Here is a 16,711-nt window from a genome sequence, read left to right as displayed (position 1 = left end):
CCCCCGGTCAACGGAAAAGGAGAAGAAGTTGCGAGTCTATCTGGTCGGGGGAGCGGTGCGTGACCGCCTGCTGGGGTTGCCCCAGGGGGATCGGGATCACGTGGTGGTGGGCGCCACGGTGCAGCAGATGCTGGATCTGGGTTATCAGCAGGTGGGCAGGGACTTTCCCGTCTTCCTCCATCCCCGCACCCAGGAGGAGTATGCCCTGGCTCGCACCGAGCGCAAGCAGGGGCATGGCTACACGGGATTTGTCTGCCACGCCGCCCCCGATGTAACCCTGGAGCAGGACCTGCTGCGTCGGGATCTCACCATCAACGCCATTGCCGAAGACGATGATGGCACCCTGGTAGACCCCTACCACGGCCAGCGGGATCTGGCGTTACGGGTGCTGCGTCACGTCTCACCGGCGTTTGGTGAGGATCCCCTGCGGGTACTGCGGGTGGCCCGCTTCGCCGCCCGTTTTCATGCCCAGGGGTTCACTATAGCCCCGGAGACCTTGGCCCTGATGCGCCAAATGACCGAGGCGGGTGAGCTGGCCCACCTGACCCCAGAGCGGGTCTGGAAGGAGATGGAGCGGGTGCTGCTGGGGCCGGCTCCCCGGGTCTTCTTCGAGGTGCTGCGCGAGTGCGGCGCCCTCAAGGTATTGCTGCCCGAGCTGGAGGCCCTCTACGGGGTGCCGGCGCCGGCCAAGTGGCACCCGGAAGTGGATACCGGCCTGCACACCATGCTGGTACTGGATCAGGCGTGCCGCCTCTCTCCCGAGTTGCCGGTTCGCTTCGCCGCCCTCTGTCACGATCTCGGTAAAGGGCTCACTCCGCCGGCCTTCTGGCCGAGCCATCATGGTCACGGTCAGAAGGGGCTCCCCCTGATCCGTGCCCTCTGCGAGCGGCTGCGGGTGCCCAACGACTGTCGCGATCTGGCCCTGCTGGTGAGCGATCTGCACACCCATATCCATATCGCCTTCGATCTCAAGCCTGCGACCCTGCTCAAGGTGTTTGACAAGGCGGATGCCTGGCGCAGGCCAGAGCGCTTCGCCCAGCTGCTGGATGCCTGCCGCGCCGATTTCTTCGGTCGTACCGGGTTTGAGGAGAAGGTCTACAGCCAGCCCGATTATGTGGCCGAGGCACTGGCCACCGCCGCCGCCGTGCCGGTGAAGGAGATAGTGGCTGCCGGCTATCAGGGGGAGGCGATTCGCGAACAGCTCGCCAAACGGCGAGTGGACGCCATTAGCCGCGTCAAGGATGAGTGGACCTTCGAGTTGCCCTGAGGGCATAGCGGCAATAGAAAAGCCCGGGCAGTTGCCCGGGCTTTTTCATCCGCTACATCAGGAGAAGATCGCCTTCAGGACGTAGAAGATGATGATGGAGAGGATGGCGCCAGCCGGCAGGGTGATGACCCAGGAGACCACGATGTTGCGCAGCACGCCCAGGTTCAGGGCGGCGATGCCACGGGCCAGGCCTACCCCCATCACGGCACCGACCAGGGTCTGGGTGGTGGAGATGGGCAGACCGGTACCGGAGGCGATCACCACGGTGGCGGCGGTCGCCAGCTGGGCGGCGAAGCCACGGCTCGGGGTCAGGTGGGTAATGCCGGTACCGACGGTGGCCATCACCTTCTCACCCATGGTGGCCAGACCGATGACGATGCCGATGCCGCCGAGCGGCAGGATCCACCAGGCGATGTGGGCCTTGCCGGCGATCTCGCCACCGGATGCGACGATGGAGGTCACCGCGGAGAGGGGGCCGATGGCGTTGGCCACATCGTTGGAGCCGTGGGCAAAGGCCATGGCACAGGCGGTGATGATCATCAGGATGCCGAACACCTTCTCCACGTTGGCGTAGTGCATCTTGCTGTCATCCTGCGGGTTGTAATTCTGACCGCGGATGTAGAACCAACCGGCCAGGGCCACCAGCAGGGAGATGCCGATGGAGAGCAGGATCCCTTCGCCGTCGGTCAGGTGCAGGCCGACGTGGGAGAGTCCCTTCTTGATGGTCACCAGGCAGATGACCAGCGAGGTGAGGAACATGTAGAAGGGGACATAGCGCTTGGCATTGGCCAGCGGGTTGTCGGTGTTGAAGATCAGCTTCTGTACGCTGATGAACATGAAGTAGGCGATGAGGCCGGAGAGAGCCGGGGTGATGACCCAGGAGCCGACGATGCCACCAAACTTGTCCCACTGTACCGACTCGGGGCCAATGCTCACCACGCCGAAGCCGACGATGGCACCGACGATGGAGTGAGTGGTGGAGACCGGCCAGCCAAAATAGGAGGCCAGGATCAGCCAGGCACCGGCAGCCAGCAGGGAGGCGATCATACCGAGTACCAGCAGGTCCGGGGTATCGGCAAAGGCCGCCGGGTCTATGATGCCGTTACGGATGGTGGCCGTCACCTCGCCGCCCGCCAGATAGGCGCCGGCGAATTCGAAGATCATGGCGATGATGATGGCCTGGCGGATGGTCAGGGATTTGGTCCCGACCGAGGTACCCATGGCGTTGGCCACATCGTTGGCACCGATACCCCATGCCATCATGAAGCCGAACACGGCCGCAATGAGCACCAGGGTGGTGCCATAGTTCGCAATAATATCCATCAATGTCTACCAGTCTGTGGATTAAGAACGAGCCAGCATCAGTTCCAGGCGCTCGCCTACGCGCTCTGCCTGGTCTGCCAGATCTCCTACCCATTCAAGGATCTTGTACAGGAACATCATATCGATCGGGTTGTACTGCTGCTCCACAGCCTGGAGCTTCTGACGCAGACCGATCTGCATGGCATCCGTGTCATCCTCGATCAGATCCAGTTGATGGATCATCTCGGCAACGAGTTCAACTTCGCGCCCCTTGAAGCCGGTCTCGAGCAGGTCGTCGAGCTCCTCGATGGCTTTCTTGGCCTGGGCGGTGGCATCGATACAGCGCTTGAGGTAGGCCATGAAGTCGGCCCGCATCTCGACGGGGAACTCCATGCGGCGACCCAGCATGCGGCCCGAGATATCCTTGGCGCGGTTGGCGATCTTGTCCTGCTGGGTCAGCAGTTCCAGCAGATCGGTACGGGCAACCGGCATGAAGAGACCGCGCGGCAGCTTGAGACGGATCTCGCGCTTGAGCACGTCGGCCTCTTTCTCGAGCTGGGCGATGTGACCACGAGCCTGTTCGGCCTGGTCCCAACGACCGTCGGCAACGGCATCGAAGAAGGGAATGAGCTGCTCGCAGCAGGTATGCACCTTGGCAATGTGCTTTTGCAGCGGCTTGATGGGGGACTTGGCAAAAAGTCCCAGGATAGTATTTACTGGCATAGCCAAACCTGTGTCGGTGAAAAAACACGCGATACGCTGTTGTGAGGGGCGCATGGTAACCGAACTGGGGGTGCAATAAAACCGTCATTTTGCCGCATTATGCCTATCGGATGTCGCCCGCTTTCCCCCATTTCGCCGCCAACCCGCCTCGCGCCTGCCTGGAAGCCAAGATGAGCCAAGAGATTGAAATTAAATTTTGCCTGAACCGGGCCGGTTCAGAAACGTTATCCACTTTTTTACCAAGGTTACCGATTGTGTCTCGTTCCTGTTACGAGTTGGGGAACAGTTACTTCGACACCCCGGATCTGGCACTGCGCCGCCTCGACATGGGGCTGCGGATCCGGCGCTGGGGAGAGGAGGCCGAGCAGACCATCAAGTGTCGCGGTCAGGTGCTGGGTGGACTCCATGCCAGACCCGAGTACAACACTCCCATCGAGGGGGAACGGCCGGATCTCTCCCGTTTCCCCCGCGACATCTGGCCCGATGAGGAGACGGTGGCGTGGCTGCAGGCAAACCTGCATCCCCTGTTTCGTACCGACTTCCGTCGCGAGGCGCTGCAGTTGGCACAGTCCGGTGTGGCCATCGAACTGGCTCGGGATGAGGGGGAAATTGTGGGCCGCCTCGGCCGTGAGCCTATCGATGAGCTGGAGCTGGAGCTCAAGTCCGGTCCGGCCTCGGCCCTGTTCGATCTCGCCGAGCGACTGGCGGCCCTGGGGGGATTGCGCCCGGGGCACCTCTCCAAGGCCCAGCGGGGCTATCGACTGGCGGGACAGGCGGCCCCCTGGGCGCTGCGCTCTGAACGGCCAGCCGTGGACGATCTGGCCGGGCTGATGGAGGATATGCAGCACCATGAGGCCTGCTGGCTGGCGGGAGTGGCAGGCGCTGCCGAACGCATGGGAGAGGATGCCCGCCTGTTGCTGGCACAGGCCGAGGGGCGCCACTGGCGGGCCCCTCTGGCGAGCTGGTGGCGCCACTGGGAGGCGGCTCCCGAAGAAGCGCTCCTCTATGGGAGCGATTACGCCCTGTTCCTGCTACGACTCACTCGCCAGTTGCACGGCGCCTGAACAACGAAGCCCCTCGTCGAGGGGCTTCTTCATCAGTAGCGGGGGGGCATGCCATCCGGCACCGTCTTGAAGCGACGATGCAGCCACATGTACTGCTCGGGGGCGCGGCGCACTGCGGCCTCGACCACCTGATTGGTGCGGGTGGCATCGGCGATATCATCGCCGCTCGGGTACCCTTCGAGGGGGGCGCCGATGTGCAGCACATAGCCTTGATCGTCACGGATGTTGTAGCAGGGGAGGGTCACCGTATTCTTGACCCGGGCCAGGGTCGCCGTACCCGTGATGGTGGCAGCCTGCTCGACCCCGAAGAAGGGGACGAAGACGCTGGCGTGGCTGCCGTAGTCGTGATCCGGGGCATACCAGAGGGCGTCGCCATTGCGCAGGGCCTTGATCATCCCCTTCACATCGATGCGATCGACCAGATACTTGTTGGACTTGCAGCGGCCGTGATATTGGGCGTACTCCAGCACCGGATTGGTGTTGGGGCGATAGACGCCCACTCCGGGGCGCAGCAGACCAAAGCAGCGGGCGTTGAGCTCCAGAGTCAGGAAGTGGCAGGAGAGCAGCAAGATCCCCTGACCCCGCTCCAGGGCCGCGATGAGGTGCTCTTCTCCCTCGACCCGCATCAGGTTGCGCATGCGCCAGTCTGGCCAGAACCAGGCCATGCCCACCTCGAAGATGGCGCAGCCGACGCTCTCGAAGTGGCGTACCAGCAGGGCTTCCCGCTCTTGCTGCGAGAGTTCGGGGAAGGCCAGCTCGATGGAGCGGCGTGCCACCTTGACCCGTGACTTGAGCAGCGTCATGGCCAGGCGTCCCAGGCCTACTCCCAACCGCATCTGCCAGCGCCAGGGCAGCAGTACCAGCAGCCAGAGCAGGGCCAATCCGAACCACTGCAGCCAGTAGCGGGGATGGAACAGACGAGGCTCCAGACGGGGAAGACGTTCGGCGGACATGGGCGCTCCTTGTGGGATTTCAGAGGGCGGATTCTAGCCGAAAAGCGATGCGATAGGGGAGATAGTGTCGCCGGAAAGCTGCTCTGGGGCGTGCAGGCATGCTAGAATCCCGCCCAGTTTTTCCGCTTCGAGAGAGCATTTCAGATGAAGATCACCCTGCCCGATTTCAATAAGGCCCGAGTCCTGGTCGTTGGCGATGTCATGCTGGATCGCTATTGGCATGGTCCGAGCAGCCGCATCTCCCCCGAGGCTCCGGTTCCCGTGGTCAAGGTGGAGCATATCGAGGAGCGCCCGGGCGGCGCCGCCAACGTGGCCCTCAACGCCGCGGCCCTGGGGGCTCACGCCACCCTGCTCGGCCTGACCGGGCAGGATGAGGCGGCCGACGCCCTCGAGGGCAAGATGGCCGGCGTCAAGGTCGCCTGTGATTTCGTGCGGCTGGATGACTACCCCACCATCACCAAGCTGCGCGTGCTGTCTCGTAACCAGCAGTTGCTGCGCCTGGACTTCGAAGAGGGGTTCCACTCCGTCGATGCCGGCCTGCTGATGGCGAAGATCGAGGCGGCCCTGCCCCAGAGCGATGTGATGATCCTCTCCGATTACGCCAAGGGGGCGCTCAACGACGTGCCCGGCATGATTCAGCGTGCCCGTGCCGCCGGTATTCCGGTTCTGGTCGACCCCAAGGGCACCGATTTCGAGAAGTACCGCGGTGCCACCCTGCTCACCCCCAACATGTCCGAGTTCGAGGCCGTGGTGGGCAAGGTGAAGAGCGAAGAGGAGCTGGTCGAGCGTGGTCTCGAGCTGGTGCGTCGCTTCGAGCTGGATGCCCTGCTGGTGACCCGTTCCGAGAACGGTATGACCCTGATCCGCGACGGGCAGAGCGAGCTGCATATGCCGGCCCAGGCCCACGAGGTATACGACGTGACCGGTGCCGGTGATACGGTGATCTCGACCCTGGCCACCTCTCTGGCTGCCGGCAAGAGCCTGGATGAGGCCTGCGCCCTGGCCAACACCGCCGCCGGCATCGTGGTCGGCAAGCTGGGGACCTCTACCGTCAGCCCGGTCGAGCTGGCCAATGCGCTCTACTCCGAGCACGAGACCGGTTTCGGCGTCCTCTCCGAGCAGCAACTCAAGGTGGCGGTCGAGGCGGCACGCCGTCGTGGCGAGAAGATCGTCATGACCAATGGCTGCTTCGATATCCTGCATGCGGGCCATGTCTCCTACCTGGCCAATGCCGGCAAGTTGGGGGATCGCCTGATCGTGGCCGTCAATACCGACGAGTCGGTGCGTCGCCTCAAGGGGCCGGGTCGTCCGGTCAATCCGACCGAGCGCCGCATGACGGTGCTGGCCGCGCTGGGCGCGGTGGATTGGGTGGTGCCGTTTGGTGAAGATACCCCGCAGCGTCTCATCGGTGAGATCCTGCCGGACTTGCTGGTGAAGGGGGGTGACTATCAACCCGAGGATATCGCCGGTTATGCCGAGGTGACGGCCAACGGCGGTGAGGTGAGGGTGCTGAACTTTGAGGATGGCTGTTCCACCACCGACATCATCAAGACCATTCGCGAGCGCCGTTAAAAGCACCGACGGAAGGGAACAAGAGACCGGCCATTGGCCGGTCTCTTGTTTATGGGGCAGCGCTTAAGGTGCCACGCAGTGAGTCCCAACGGGCCGGCTCCGCGACAAGCTGCTCCTTGCGGGCCTTGGGCAGGCGCTTGAGGCGGTACTCGAGGCGCAGTGCCTCGCCACGTTCACCCACCTCCTGCTGCCAGACCAGGGTCAAGGGTCCCTGACCGCGCAGGCGCCGGGCTCCCTTGCCGGATTGGTGTTGTTCCAGCCGGCGCTGCGGGTCTGTGCTGATGCCGGTGTAGAGATGACCGCACCCGGTGCGGACCAGATAGATAAACCACATGGAAGAGAGCCTATCGGCAGGGCGAGCATCTGACAACGAGTTCGCTATCATTGACATACTAACGGCATGGATATGGAGCGAGTATGGCAAGAGGGTGGTGGATCGGCCTGCTCTTCTGGATCCTGCCCGTCTGGGGGGAGACGGTTCGGCTTTATAACTACCATCAGCATCCTCCCTTCATGACAGCCCCGCAGCAGGGGCTGACCTGGGCCCTCGCCGATTACCTTAATGAGAAGTTGGGAGAGCCCCTCTTCGAGGTGTGGACGGTCAATCGCTATCGCCTGCAACTGGAGATGGATCAACCGGACTTCAAGGGGGTGGTGGCCTGGGTCAATCCGGCCTGGTTCGGGGATGAGGGGCGCCGCCGCTATCTCTGGAGCCTGCCCATGATGCGCGATACCAATGAGCTCATCTCCAGTCGCGACCATCCGATCGACTATCGGGGGCCGGACAGCATCAAGGGGCTCACCTTCGGGGGCATCATTGGCTATCACTTCGCGGCGGTGGATGGCCTGGTGGCGAGTGGCCAGATGAAGCGCAGCGATGCCAAGCTGGCCAAGACCAACCTGGACTTGTTGCTGCGTCATCGCATCGACATCACTATGGTGCCGGGCTCCGCCCTGAACTGGTTTATTCTGCGCCCCGAGTACCACGACAAGCTATACGTCTCGCCCTTCCCGCTGTTTAGCTATACCCGTCATCTGCTGCTCTCCCCCAATCTGGAGACACTGCACCGCCGGCTGATCCCCATCATCGATGCCATGGACACAGACCCGATCTGGCACCAGACCATGGCCCGCTTCATGCCTCACTGAGGCGGCCGTGACAAGGCGCGTCGCCTGAGGCGATGCAAGGGGAGCAGGCTGACCAGCAGCCCCGCCCAGACGAACATGAAGCCCACCTCCTTGACCGGGTCGGGGTGCTCCCCAAACCAGAACACGGCCAGCAGAAAGGCCAGGCTTGGCTCTATGTACTGAAGCAGCCCCACAGTACTGAGGCGGGTGCGGATCATGCCGTAGCAGAAGAGACCTACCGGGATCAGGGTCGCAGGGGCACTGCCCATCAACATCAGGCGGTCACCCAGGCTACCGTCCAGAAAGAGGCTGGGGTGACCCGAGAGGGTCAGCCAGAACACGAAGAGCAGGGCCAGGGGCAACTGGACCAGGGCTTCCAGGTAGAGGCTCTGGTCGGTCGGGTAGTGGATCTTCTTCTTGATGAGGCCATAGACGGCGAAGTTCCCGCCCATGATGAGGGAAAACCAGGGTAACTCACCGTACTGGAACAGCATGTAGGCGAGTCCGGCCAGGGCCAGGGCGACCGCCAGGTGCTTTTGGGGAGTGAGGCGTTCCTTGAGGAAGAGCACCGCCAGCACGATGTTAAATAGCGGCGTCATGAAGAAGGCGAGGCTGGTGGCCAGCACCTGACCCGTGGTGAGGCACCAGGTGAACATACACCAGCTGATGGACATGACAGGGCCCGCGCAGAGGATCAGCAGCAACTGGCGTGGCTCGGCCCGCAATGTTGTCCAGGGAACAGGGCGTGCAGCCAGACGCATCAGCAGCGCCAGCAGGACCACGGACCAGATGACCCGGTGCGAGAGCAGCTCCCACATGTTGATCGTGGGCAGAAACTGATAGTAGAGGGGGAGCAGGCCCCACAGGACGAATGAGAGGGCGACCACCCCAGGTCCGAGCAAAAGTGGCATGATGTGTCTATTAAATTAAACAGTTGTAGCCCAGTTTAGGTCTCTCTTCATTCGGGGACAAGCGGCCACGAAGGAAAAAATCGGTTAGCATGGGCGAATGGAAACCCTGTCTTCTCTGTTTGAGCGCATTCGCGCCTGTCGCCTCTGCGAGGCACAACTCCCGCTGGGGCCCAGACCCGTGATCCGTGGCAGCGAGCAGTCGCGTCTGCTCATCGTGGGCCAGGCGCCGGGGGCCCGGGTGCATGCCAGCGGTATCCCCTGGGATGATGCCTCGGGTGAACGGCTGCGCGACTGGATGGGGTTGGACAAGGCGCGCTTCTATGACGAGTCCCGTATCGCCATCATGCCCATGGGGCTCTGCTATCCGGGGCGAGGACGCTCCGGCGACTTGCCACCGCGTCCCGAGTGTGCCCCCCTCTGGCACCATCAGGTGCTGGCGCTCATGCCCCGCATCGAGCTGACCCTGTTGGTGGGGCAGTATGCCCAGCAGCACTATCTGGGAGCGGCCTTTCGCGGCACCCTGACCGAGACAGTGCGCCACTGGCGTGACATCACGCCTGCCATCCTTCCCCTGCCGCACCCTTCTCCACGCAATACCCTGTGGCTCAGAAAAAATCCCTGGTTTGAGGAGCAACTGCTCCCTGTCTTGCGTGATCGGGTCGATCAGTTGCTGGCGACCTGAGGCTCGGGAGGCTTGCGCTCACCACGGGCCATGGCCAGCAGCGGCAGCACGATACAGAGGCTGCCAAGCAGCAGGGGCAGGCCGGGTTGCTCGTTGAAGAGCCAGATCCCCACCGCCACGGCGGCGAGCAGGCCTGTGTATTCGGCAGAGGCGATCTTGCTGGCCTCGGCCTTGCGATAGGCGAGCACGCAGAGGCCGGCATAGACGACGATGAGGGCCGACGAGCCGAAGGCTGGCCACAGCATCTGCCACTGCCAGGGCTCCCCCTCCCACCAGACCAGTCCCAGCACCAGCGGCATGCTCAGCACATTGGTCAGAAACAGGGTCTGTACCACCGGCTGCCGTTGGGGCAGGCGTTTAATCAGCAGGTTGTTGACCGCCATGCTCAAGGCGACGCCGAGGGCCGCCAGGGCTGCCCAATTGATCTCGGTGGGGCGCAACACGATAAGCACACCGGTAAAGCCGAGCAGGGCGGCCATCACCTTCTGGCGGGAGAGGGCTTCGCCCGCCAGCCATACCGCGAGGGGCACCATCAACAGGGGAGCCGCATAGAAGAGGGCATTGGCGGTGGCCAGCGGCAGCCGGGTCAGGGCGATCACCATCATCACCACTCCGACGGCCCAGATGTGAGAGCGCAGCAGATGCCAGCGCAAGGCCAGCGGTGGATGGCGGCGCAGGGACCAGAGCAGCAGCGGCAGCAGCATGATGGCGGCCGAAATCTGACGAAAGAAAACAAACTGAAACACGGGCTGGTCCGGATCCAGCACCTTGACCAAGGCATCGGAGAAGACCGCGACTATGTTTCCCAGCACCAGATAGAGGATGCCGATCCCGACTGCATTCATACCACCTCCACAACAACTGGGATTCAGAGTAGCGAGGGCGGTATCATCTAGTAAAATGATGAAAAATGACGACCCATGAGGTTTTTGGATAATGAAACTTCCTCCCCTGCGCGCGGTGCACTACTTCGAGGCGGTGGCACGGCTGCAGAGTTTCTCCCGGGCCGCCGTCGAGCTGGCCGTGAGTCAGAGCGCCGTCAGCCACCAGATTCGCCTGCTCGAGGATTACCTTGGGGAGACACTGTTGCTGCGCCAGGGGCGGCGTGTCTCCCTGACGGGGGCGGGTGAGATCTATCTGGAGGGGGTGACCGGTGGGCTCAGCCAGATAGCCCAGGCCAGCGAGCAGTTGCGCGGCGGCGGGGAGATGCGGGTTCGTCTCGCCCTCTACAGCTCGTTTGCGGTCAAGTGGTTGATCCCCAGGCTGAGCGGACTGCGCCAGCAGCACCCGGAGCTGGAGCTGGAACTGGAGATGGTGGCCGAGGATCCCCTGCTCTCGGATCGGGTGGCCGACTGTTTTATTACCGTCGCGCCCCAGGCCAGGGGCTACAGCCATGATCTGCTCTATCGAGAGCGGCTCTTTCCGGTCTGCAGCCGCCGCCTGTGGCAACAGGTGGAGGGAAATTGGCCCGCGGCCCTGTGGCAGCTTCCTCTGCTCTCTATTCAGGCGATTTACAAGGAGAAGGGGGAGGATTGGCGGCGCTGGGCCGAGGCGGGCGGGCTGGTCATCCCCCCTGAGGCACATATGCACCACTTCAGCCACGTCTTGCTGGCCATGGAGGCGGCCAACTGGGATCAGGGGGTTGCCCTCATCAATGACTACATGTTGCAACCGGAGGAGGGCAATCTGATCCGTTTGCCTCTGCATCCTCTCGAGACCGGGGATAACTTCTACTTCGTCTGCAAGCGATCGCGCCTGCACGAGCCGGCCATCAGCCGGCTGCGCCAGTGGCTCTGGATGGAGACACAGGGGAGCCTGCGCCCCCGGGACTAGGTGCGTTTGAGTTGGGCCACCGCAAACAGCAGGGCGGCACTGACCACCACCGACGGACCGGCCGGCGTGTCTTTGAACCAGGAGAGCAGCAGCCCTCCCGCCACGGCCAGGCAGCCAATCAGAGAGGCCAGGGCCGCCATCTGCTCCGGAGTACGGCTGAAACGACGGGCCGTGGCGGCCGGAATGATCAGCAGGGAGGTGATGATGAGGGCGCCGACGAACTTCATGGCGACTGCGATCACCAGCCCGATCAGCAGCATCAGCAGGGCGCGCAGCAGATCGACCCTGACCCCCTCGACTCTGGCGAGCTCCTCCGAGACGGTCATGGAGAGCAGGGGATTCCACAGCCGCCACAGCACCAGCAACACCAGGACCCCCCCACCATAGATCCAGAGCAGATCGTCAGGTTGGACCGAGAGCAGATCCCCGAACAGGTAGGCCATCAGATCGACCCGCACGCTCTCCATGAAGCTCAAGGTCACCAGCCCCAGCGAGAGGGCACTGTGGGCCAGAATGCCGAGCAGGGTATCGGTGGCCACCAGCTGGTTGCGGCTCATGACGAAGAGCAGCAGGGCCATGGCCAGGCAGCAGAGCACTACGGCCAGGGTCAGGTTAACCTGCAGCAGAATGCCCAGCGCGATGCCAAACAGGCAGGCATGGGAGAGGGTATCGCCAAAATAGGCCATCTTGCGCCAGACCACGAAGCTGCCGAGTGGGCCGGCCAGGGCGGCGATGCCGAGGCCGGCGGCCAGGGCGTAGAGAAGGAAGCTGTCCAAGGGTTACTCCTGGCGGGAAGGCAGGCGGATGACGGGGGCGGCTCCGTGGTGGTGCTCCCCGTCACAGTGGTGGTGATGGGTGTAAACCGCCAGCTGCTCCCGTTCGGGGCGACCGAACAAGCGGGCAAATTCGGGATGGCGGGCCACGCTCTCCGGTGCTCCGTGACAGCACACATGGCCGTTGAGGCAGACCACCTCATGGGTACTGGCCATCACCAGATGAAGGTCGTGCGAGACCATGAGGACGGCGCAATCGAGCTCCCGAGCCAGCTCGCTGATGAGCGCATAGAGCTCGACCTGGCCGCTCACATCGACCCCCTGTACCGGTTCGTCGAGCACCAGCAGTTCGGGCTCCACACGCAGGGCCCGAGCCAGCAGGACACGCTGCAGTTCCCCCCCGGAGAGTTGCTGCATCCGACTCTCTTTCAGGTGCTCGGCTCCGACCCGGGCCAGCACTTCGGTGAGGGAGCGACGGGCCCCTCTGGCCAGCTTGAGAAAGCGTTCGACCGTGAGGGGGAGGGTGGGGTCCAGGTAGATCTTCTGCGGTACATAGCCAATCCGCAGGCGGGGCATGCGGTTGATGGTTCCCCGGTCCGGGGCCAGCAGACCCAGCACCAGCTTGCTGAGGGTGCTCTTACCGGCGCCGTTGGGGCCGACGAGGGTAGTGATCTTCCCCTTCTCGAGGGAAAAGGAGACCTTGTCGAGCACGGTACGCCCCTCAAACGCGAGAGAGACATCCTTGAGCTCCACCAGTGGGTTCATGAAGAGACTCCGGGGTTTACTGCAGCAAGAATTGTTATACTATAACACTTTATGACGACAATGTTACCACGCTACGCGAGCCGTTGAGAGCCCATGAAACGCCTTTTTTTAACCCTGATCATGCTGGGGGCAAGCCTGCCCGTCGCCGCCATCGAGGTACTGACCACCCTTAAACCCATCGGTTTTATCGCAGCCGCCATCACCCGGGATGTGACCGAGCCCCGGGTGCTGCTGCCGGCGGGGGCCTCTCCCCATGACTTTGCCCTGCGCCCCTCGGATCTGCGCCGCCTCGACGCCGCGGACCTGGTCATCTGGGTTGGCCCCGAGATGGAGAGCTTTCTGGTCAAACCCCTGGCGGGAAAACCGAACCTGTTGACACTGCTGACCTTGCCGGGTTTGCCTGTGCACCACTATGCCGAGGGGGAGGAACATGATCACGACGATCATGACGGGCATCACCACCACGGTAATCTCGATCCCCACATCTGGCTCGGCCCCGATTTGGCCGCCCCCATTGCCCGAGCCATTGCCGCTCGCCTCGTTGAGCTCGATCCCGCCAATGCCGATCGTTACCGGGGCAACCTGGCGCACTTCGAGCAGGCCTTGGCCGCCAAAGACACCCTCATCAGAGAGCGGATGAAACCGGTCCAGCAGAAGGGATACTTTGTCTTCCATGATGCGTACGGTTACTGGGAGCGCCATTACGGTATGCAATCCAGGGGGCATTTCACCGTCAGCCCGGATCGCCGCCCCGGAGCCAAGACCCTGGTGACCATCCGTCAGGCTCTGGAGGCACACCAGGCTCAGTGTGTGTTTGCCGAGCCCCAGTTCAGGCCCGATGTGATCGAGTCGGTGGCACGCAACACTGGCGCCAAAGTGCTACTGCTCGATGAGTCCGGAGGGAATTATCCCATGGGGCCGGAGGCCTACCTGGCGTGGATGGAAGGGATGGCAAATGCCTTCGCGGCTTGCAACTAAGCCTGATGCTGTAGGGGGTGGTGTAGCCTGAGTCGGTAAAACGGGTCACAGGGAGAAAATCAGACGCAACACATTACTTCCGTTTTTTGCGCTTTGCTGCTACTTGTTTGTAACAAGCTGTTATTCTTTGCTCCCGTTTAATTCGAGCGGGAGCATAGAAATGAAAAAAAATGTATAAATTTGCCTGCTTTTCTGCGCAATCCAGCAGTTTATGCATAAAATGCTACAAAATTGTCTTTTTCGCTGAACTCTTCAGGCTAACCACAGTCCAAACAAAAAGTTCAGTCGCTTCAGACAAGCCAGACAGGCTCAAGGTAACAATCGCAATGCAGGATCACGGATGAAACGTCTCCGTCCCCTGGTGGCTCAGGCGGCCAGTTGGGAACCGCCGGTTCCCAGAAAACACTTCTACGCCATCCTTCTATTGACCTGGGTGACCCTGTCAACGGTCGCCCTCTTGCCGGCTCCCGGTGACATACTCGAACAGCCCCTGCGGCTCGAGTTACCACTGGTCTCTCATGGCACGGCGACCAACGAAGATAACACCGAATTTAACTCCATCCCGGATCATGAACTGGTTGACCCTGCGATCGAGCAGAGCGAGGGCGACGACATCCCCGCGGTCGCGGAGCCCCAGTGGCTCGAGTACAAGATCCGTAACGGCGAGACCCTCACCACCATTTTTAACAACCTTGGCCTCTCCACCACCACCCTCTACAAGGTGCTGGATGCTGACAGCAAGCACTATCTCTCCCGCCTCAAGCCCGGCCAGGTGATCGAGGTGCTCATCGACGACCAGAATCTGCTGCAAGAGGTCAAGATGCGCCTCAACATCAAGGAGACCCTGGTCCTCGAGCGCAAAGAAGATCAATACCTGTCGCGCATGATCACCGAGAAGGTGACCTGGAGGCAGAACACCATGGAGGGCACGGTTCGCGGCAGCTTCTACCAGAGCGCTCGCAATGCCGGCATCTCTCCCTCGCACATCCAGAAGATCGCCAACTTGTTCCAGTGGCGTATGAATCTGGCCAAGGAGCTCAAGCAGGGTGATACCTTCAAGGTGCTGGTGAAGAGCGAGATGGTGGATGACCAGAAGACCGGCAACAGCCAGTTGCTGGGGGTCGAGTTCACCTCGGGTAAACAGTCGGTCTCGGCCTGGCTGGCCGATGATGGTAACTACTATGATGGTCAGGGAATGAGCTTGGAGCGCGGCTTCCGTCGCTACCCCCTGCACAGCCGCTATCGTATCACCTCCAACTTCAACCCGGCGCGTAAGCACCCGATTACGGGTCAGGTGCGGCCCCATGAGGGGACTGACTTTGCGACACCGATCGGAGCCCCCGTGCTGGCGACCGGTGATGGTGTGGTACTCAAGGCAACCAGCCACCCCCTGGCCGGCACCTATGTGGTCATTCGCCACAGCCGCACCGTATCGACCCGTTATCTCCACCTGAGCAAGTTGCTGGTCAAGCAGGGACAGCGGGTGAAGATGGGTGACAAGATAGCCCTCTCCGGTAACACCGGGCGCTCAACCGGTGCCCACCTCCACTACGAGGTGCGTATCAACAACAGACCCGTGGATGCCATGAAGGTGAAGCTGCCCATGGCCGAGCCACTCTCCGGCAAGGCCAAGCGTCAGTTCCTCGCCAAGGTGAAGAGTTATCGCAAGGAGATGGCCGCCGGCTAACAGAGAGCCCCTCGATGAGGGGCTCTCTGCTTATGGGGCTCAGTATCCCCTGTCGAAGTCGATTTTCCCCTCGAGAGGTTGTCCCTCGATAAAGCGAATGTAATTTCGCACGAAGATCTGGGCCACATCCTCGGGGAAGCTATAGGCGCTGTTGTGGGGAGTGATGATCAGATTGGGCTGGTTCCACAGGGGAGAGTCTGTTCCCAGAGGCTCTTGCTCGAACACGTCGAGCACTCCATAACCCAGCTTGCCGGTACGCAGTGCCGTGAGCAGGGCGCCGCTGTCGACCGCCGAGCCGCGCCCTACGTTGAAGAGGATGGCGCTCGGTTTGCAGTGCGCGAATCGCTCGGCATTGAAGATGTGGCGAGTCTCCCGGGTAGCAGGCAGGACGCTGACGATGACATCGGCCTGAGGGAGCAGCTTGTTGAGTGCCGGTAGCTGATAGACCTGGGCAAAGCCTGGGCGCTCGCGCCCGCTGCGACTGACCCCGAGCACCCGCATTCCGAAGTGTTGACCGGTTTGGGCCAGGTGCTGGCCTATGCTGCCGGTACCGAGAATCAACAGGGTCTTGCCGTGCAAGCTTTCGTAGGGGCGGCTCTGCCATACCTTTTGGCGCTGCAGCTCCCGGTAATGGGCGATCTGTCGGGTCAGTGCCAACAGGTGGCCAAAGACGTACTCGCTCATCAGGGGACCGAAGATACCGCGGACATTGGTGAGCTGATAGTCACGGCGGGCGGAGGGCTCCAGCAGGGTGTCCACGCCTGCATAGGTGGACTGTAGCCAGGTGAGCTTGCGTGCCTGGGGCAGCAGGGGTTTTGCCCGAGCCGGCTCGGCCATCAGGATGTGGGCCTCGGCGATGTGGGCCTGGGCCTGGGCTTCGCTGTCGGCGCGCAGGATGCGCAGATGGGGCAAATTGGCCCCCTTGAGCAGTCGCTCGTAGTGGGCGTTGTCCTGGCTAAGCAAAAGCAGGGTGCGTTGGCTCATGGTCTGTTCCTTCTTATCGAGCGTGACACTTCCATCTTACCCCAGCGGGTCTGGCAAGATAGCCGACCAGCGCTTTTCGTTTCTCGCAT

17 protein-coding genes are annotated in these 16,711 nt (G+C 62.3%); 8 read left to right on the top strand and 9 right to left on the bottom strand.

The window, feature by feature from the left end; genetic code table 11:
* Nucleotides 1-28: 28 nt before the first annotated feature.
* A complete protein-coding gene (locus BN1133_RS17550; protein WP_050667749.1) occupies nucleotides 29-1,267 on the top strand; it encodes a multifunctional CCA addition/repair protein in 1,239 nt (412 codons plus the stop codon).
* Between the two features lie 57 nt (nucleotides 1,268-1,324).
* Here BN1133_RS17550 and BN1133_RS17545 read toward each other — a convergent pair whose 3' ends face one another.
* Both BN1133_RS17545 and BN1133_RS17540 read right to left on the bottom strand, forming a co-directional pair.
* Nucleotides 1,325-2,590, bottom strand: a complete 1,266-nt coding sequence (locus BN1133_RS17545; protein ID WP_050667748.1) for an inorganic phosphate transporter — start codon at nucleotides 2,588-2,590, stop codon at nucleotides 1,325-1,327.
* A gap of 21 nt (nucleotides 2,591-2,611) precedes the next feature.
* On the bottom strand, nucleotides 2,612-3,292 hold the full coding sequence (locus tag BN1133_RS17540) for a TIGR00153 family protein (RefSeq protein WP_050667747.1): 681 nt from the start codon (nucleotides 3,290-3,292) through the stop codon (nucleotides 2,612-2,614).
* 110 nt (nucleotides 3,293-3,402) lie between these two features.
* Between BN1133_RS17540 and BN1133_RS17535 the strand changes: the two genes are divergently transcribed.
* A complete protein-coding gene (locus BN1133_RS17535; RefSeq protein WP_330218701.1) occupies nucleotides 3,403-4,356 on the top strand; it encodes a CYTH domain-containing protein in 954 nt (317 codons plus the stop codon).
* 32 nt (nucleotides 4,357-4,388) lie between these two features.
* On the opposite strand, the gene lpxL is transcribed toward BN1133_RS17535, so the two are convergent.
* Nucleotides 4,389-5,309, bottom strand: coding sequence for an LpxL/LpxP family Kdo(2)-lipid IV(A) lauroyl/palmitoleoyl acyltransferase (gene lpxL / locus BN1133_RS17530; protein WP_050667745.1), 921 nt, complete (start codon nucleotides 5,307-5,309; stop codon nucleotides 4,389-4,391).
* Between the two features lie 144 nt (nucleotides 5,310-5,453).
* Here lpxL and hldE point away from each other — a divergent pair, with 144 nt between their 5' ends.
* Nucleotides 5,454-6,881 carry a bifunctional D-glycero-beta-D-manno-heptose-7-phosphate kinase/D-glycero-beta-D-manno-heptose 1-phosphate adenylyltransferase HldE gene (gene hldE / locus BN1133_RS17525; RefSeq protein WP_050667744.1) on the top strand — a complete coding sequence of 476 codons (1,428 nt, stop codon included), beginning with the start codon at nucleotides 5,454-5,456 and terminating at the stop codon, nucleotides 6,879-6,881.
* Nucleotides 6,882-6,930: 49 nt separating this feature from the next.
* Here the strand turns inward: hldE and BN1133_RS17520 are convergent, their stop codons facing one another.
* Complete coding sequence (locus BN1133_RS17520) at nucleotides 6,931-7,266, bottom strand: GIY-YIG nuclease family protein (protein ID WP_136612796.1); 336 nt, start codon at nucleotides 7,264-7,266, stop codon at nucleotides 6,931-6,933.
* A gap of 32 nt (nucleotides 7,267-7,298) precedes the next feature.
* Here BN1133_RS17520 and BN1133_RS17515 point away from each other — a divergent pair, with 32 nt between their 5' ends.
* Nucleotides 7,299-8,030 (top strand): hypothetical protein, encoded by a 732-nt coding sequence (locus tag BN1133_RS17515; protein ID WP_050667742.1) that lies wholly within the window; start codon nucleotides 7,299-7,301, stop codon nucleotides 8,028-8,030.
* Here the strand turns inward: BN1133_RS17515 and rarD are convergent.
* Nucleotides 8,024-8,920 carry an EamA family transporter RarD gene (gene rarD, locus BN1133_RS17510; protein WP_050667741.1) on the bottom strand — a complete coding sequence of 299 codons (897 nt, stop codon included), beginning with the start codon at nucleotides 8,918-8,920 and terminating at the stop codon, nucleotides 8,024-8,026. The two genes, BN1133_RS17515 and rarD, sit on opposite strands and share 7 nt — an antisense overlap.
* A 97-nt stretch (nucleotides 8,921-9,017) precedes the next feature.
* On the opposite strand from rarD, the gene BN1133_RS17505 reads away from it, so the two are divergent.
* Nucleotides 9,018-9,602, top strand: a complete 585-nt coding sequence (locus BN1133_RS17505) for a uracil-DNA glycosylase family protein (protein WP_050667740.1) — start codon at nucleotides 9,018-9,020, stop codon at nucleotides 9,600-9,602.
* On the opposite strand, the gene BN1133_RS17500 is transcribed toward BN1133_RS17505, so the two are convergent.
* On the bottom strand, nucleotides 9,584-10,447 hold the full coding sequence (locus BN1133_RS17500) for a DMT family transporter (protein ID WP_050667739.1): 864 nt from the start codon (nucleotides 10,445-10,447) through the stop codon (nucleotides 9,584-9,586). The genes BN1133_RS17505 and BN1133_RS17500 overlap by 19 nt on opposite strands.
* 91 nt (nucleotides 10,448-10,538) lie before the next feature.
* On the opposite strand from BN1133_RS17500, the gene BN1133_RS17495 reads away from it, so the two are divergent.
* Entirely contained in the window at nucleotides 10,539-11,435 is an 897-nt protein-coding gene (locus BN1133_RS17495) for a LysR substrate-binding domain-containing protein (RefSeq protein WP_050667738.1), read from the top strand.
* On the opposite strand, the gene znuB is transcribed toward BN1133_RS17495, so the two are convergent.
* Nucleotides 11,432-12,211, bottom strand: coding sequence for a zinc ABC transporter permease subunit ZnuB (gene znuB / locus BN1133_RS17490; RefSeq protein ID WP_050667737.1), 780 nt, complete (start codon nucleotides 12,209-12,211; stop codon nucleotides 11,432-11,434). The genes BN1133_RS17495 and znuB overlap by 4 nt on opposite strands.
* Nucleotides 12,212-12,214: 3 nt before the next feature.
* Nucleotides 12,215-12,973 carry a zinc ABC transporter ATP-binding protein ZnuC gene (gene znuC / locus BN1133_RS17485; protein WP_050667736.1) on the bottom strand — a complete coding sequence of 253 codons (759 nt, stop codon included), beginning with the start codon at nucleotides 12,971-12,973 and terminating at the stop codon, nucleotides 12,215-12,217.
* Between the two features lie 93 nt (nucleotides 12,974-13,066).
* On the opposite strand from znuC, the gene znuA reads away from it, so the two are divergent.
* Nucleotides 13,067-13,951, top strand: a complete 885-nt coding sequence (znuA, locus tag BN1133_RS17480; protein ID WP_050667735.1) for a zinc ABC transporter substrate-binding protein ZnuA — start codon at nucleotides 13,067-13,069, stop codon at nucleotides 13,949-13,951.
* Nucleotides 13,952-14,291: 340 nt separating this feature from the next.
* Nucleotides 14,292-15,638, top strand: a complete 1,347-nt coding sequence (gene mepM, locus BN1133_RS17475) for a murein DD-endopeptidase MepM (RefSeq protein ID WP_050667734.1) — start codon at nucleotides 14,292-14,294, stop codon at nucleotides 15,636-15,638.
* Nucleotides 15,639-15,677: 39 nt separating this feature from the next.
* On the opposite strand, the gene BN1133_RS17470 is transcribed toward mepM, so the two are convergent.
* Nucleotides 15,678-16,622 (bottom strand): D-2-hydroxyacid dehydrogenase, encoded by a 945-nt coding sequence (locus BN1133_RS17470; RefSeq protein WP_050667733.1) that lies wholly within the window; start codon nucleotides 16,620-16,622, stop codon nucleotides 15,678-15,680.
* Nucleotides 16,623-16,711: the final 89 nt, after the last annotated feature.

Origin of the sequence: Aeromonas schubertii (assembly GCF_000820105.1) — a bacterium.
Classification (GTDB): domain Bacteria; phylum Pseudomonadota; class Gammaproteobacteria; order Enterobacterales; family Aeromonadaceae; genus Aeromonas; species Aeromonas schubertii.
Note: the sequence above shows the minus strand (reverse complement) of the source record. Positions and strands in the feature narration are given on the sequence as shown.